General features: G+C 53.6%; 2 protein-coding genes and 1 pseudogene. 2 read left to right on the forward strand and 1 reads right to left on the reverse strand.

The features are described from left to right. Positions 1 to 227, reverse strand: a pseudogene (locus BM125_RS19575) (IS3 family transposase); the annotation flags it as partial. A gap of 328 nt (positions 228 to 555) precedes the next feature. On the opposite strand from BM125_RS19575, the gene BM125_RS19585 reads away from it, so the two are divergent. Next, positions 556 to 1071 carry a hypothetical protein gene (locus BM125_RS19585; protein WP_139225146.1) on the forward strand — a complete coding sequence of 172 codons (516 nt, stop codon included), beginning with the start codon at positions 556 to 558 and terminating at the stop codon, positions 1069 to 1071. Between the two features lie 48 nt (positions 1072 to 1119). Next, positions 1120 to 1320: RHS repeat domain-containing protein (locus BM125_RS19590; RefSeq protein ID WP_245779004.1), on the forward strand; the 201-nt coding region annotated here is incomplete at its 3' end.

The following is a 1320-nucleotide window of genomic DNA, read 5'->3' on the forward strand; positions in this document are numbered from 1 at the left end:
GACACCGCCATCTTCTCGAACTGCTCCGGTGATTGGTAGCCGAGAGCGCTGTGTAGCCTCTGTCGGTTGTAGAACACCTCGATATAGTCGAATACCTTGCTGCGCGCCTGGTCGCGATCGACGAAGCGCTCGTGGTGCGTGAGCTCCTGCTTCAGCGAACTGAAGAAGCTCTCCATCACGGCATTGTCGTAGGGCATACCCTTGCGACTCATGCTGGCGATTAGGCCCACTTAGGGACAACCTGGGCCGGTTCCTGCGCGATCCAAAATGCACGTCTGCAAAGCCAAAATGGACCGACGCTGACCGCAGAAGGCATTGGAAGAAGCACGTTAATGATCCAAGCTCACCACTCACTCCACTCCAGCGTGAGGAGGCTCGGCGGCGGGGATACCGAGGGCCTCAAAGAATCAACGAGTTTGGCGAAATTGAAACGATGGAGCTATCGCATGAGCCGGTACCGTTTCGATCGGGAGGGACTGAAACCGTTCCACGGTGGCCACCAGATCACGCCAGAGTTGATCCATTTCGCCGATTGAAAAAGAGGTGCGGATGCTGATGGCCAAGAACTACGAAAGAGAAAACGTCACAATTCAGCAGGCGATGATGGCGGAATGCAAGCGCTTGGGGAAACCCCTTAGGGAGATCTCAATTCGCTGGCAGGATCATGAAGTAAAGACCTTTGATTGGATCTCGGTTTCAAAGAAGGGGAAGCTCACGGTTCGCCTCCTTCACTATGGAATTGAGGTTAGACAGGCAGTAGACATTCGTGCGAAGGAGGGGGGAATATTCATTTCTGATTCAGATCGCGTCGAAGTTCTTCGAACCTGGGCCGATCCAGACTACGAAGACGTGATGATCTATCCCTTTGAATGCTCGGGCGAGCTGTGTATTTCAACTGCTTGTGAGACGCTTTTGCCAAATGGAAAAATAGAGATAGAGCGATTTACAGGAAATTCGGGATTTTGGGTAGAGGAGCAAGGAAAGATTCGGACTTACCACGCGAGTCCTGCAAATGTAGCTCGCCCGAACTTTGAGTCATTTGTTTTCTCTATTGAAATAGAGGGTGACTAAAGAATCTGGGATGCTCATAGCTATGCATTCAAGCGATTGGAGACGCAATTGCGTCATCCGGCGAGCGCGCTTGGCGCACTGTGCCGAGAAGCCCTTGTCGAAGTCGATCCCGACCATGCGCAGGTCGACTACGGCTACGACGTCCAGGACAACTTGAGCCGGGTCACCGACCCGCGCAACCTCGTTACCCGCTACCTCTACACCGGCTTTGACGAGCTCGAGACCCTGACCAGCCCGGATACCGGCCTG

The organism is Dokdonella immobilis (assembly GCF_900115085.1).
In the GTDB taxonomy this organism is placed as follows: Bacteria; Pseudomonadota; Gammaproteobacteria; order Xanthomonadales; family Rhodanobacteraceae; genus Dokdonella; species Dokdonella immobilis.